We start from the raw sequence: 1,059 nt of genomic DNA on the forward strand, positions 1-1,059 counted from the left end.
CGGCGTAGAGGGTCAGGCCGGCGCATCCACTTTTGGGTCCAGGCGCAGCATTGTGCAGAAGGCTTGGGCGAGCACGGCGAGGGTGACGTGGCGGTGCCAGCCGATGAAGGAGCGGCCTTCGAAGTGGTCGATCCCGAGGCCGGTCTTAAGTTCGCGGTAGTCGTGCTCGATCCGCCAGCGGATCTTCGCCAGCCGGACCAAAGTCTTCAGTGGTGTTCGCTTGTCCAGGTTGGACAGCCAGTACTTGACCGGTTCCGGTTCGCCTGGCGGCCATTGGGCGATCAGCCACTGTTCGGGCAGGCTGCCGTCTTCGGCGCGGGGGATGTCCCGGTTGGCGGGGCGGATGCGTAGTGCCAGGAAGTGTGAGCGCATCTTGGCCTGCCGGTTCGTGGTGCCGGCGCGGGTGCCGCGCCGCCAGGTGACCTGCCGCACCCGGCTGCGCCCGGCGTCCAGCACGAGGTCTTTGAACGGCACCGCCGCTTGCGGGTAGGCCGGCTTGGGCGGCCGCCCACGGCCGCTGTAGGCGACGGCCACGGGCACCGCCCCGGCCGGATGTGCGGTAGCGGTCGGGTCGACCTGCACCACATAGGACAAGCCGCGTTCGGCCACACCGAGGCGGAACAGGGTGCTGTCGCCGTAACCGGAATCGGCGACCACCGGCCGGTGTGGCAGCCCCCATTCGCCGATCATCTGGTCGAGCATGTCCAGGGCCAGACGCCACTTCTCCCGGTGCCGTACCTCGTCGGGGATACCGGCACCAGAGCGCTTGCCGCGCACCACCTGGGTCCGCGCCGGATCGTCAACCGTCCGGTCGTCCCACGACGCCGGGCAGAACAGCCGCCAGTTGGCCGCCACCGACGCGGCGTCGGTGACCATCTGCACGCTGACGCCGATCTGGCAGTTGGCGGTCTTGCCCAGCGTGCCCGAATACTGCCGGGCCACACACGGTGAAGCGGTGCCGTCCTTCGGGAACCCGGTGTCATCGACCACATACGCGGCCGGGTCGATCGCCTGCACCGCCCACCTGGCCACGTTCGCCCGCACCTGCTGGTAGTCCCA

At 69.2% G+C, this 1,059-nt stretch carries 1 protein-coding gene; it reads right to left on the bottom strand.

All coding sequences use genetic code 11. The annotated features are described in order from the left end of the window. Positions 1-12: 12 nt before the first annotated feature. Positions 13-1,059, bottom strand: a 1,047-nt coding sequence (locus DM816_RS42010) for an IS701 family transposase (protein WP_162908446.1), incomplete at its 5' end; no start/stop codon positions are given.

This window comes from Allorhizocola rhizosphaerae (genome assembly GCF_003426775.1).
In the GTDB taxonomy this organism is placed as follows: Bacteria; Actinomycetota; Actinomycetes; order Mycobacteriales; family Micromonosporaceae; genus Allorhizocola; species Allorhizocola rhizosphaerae.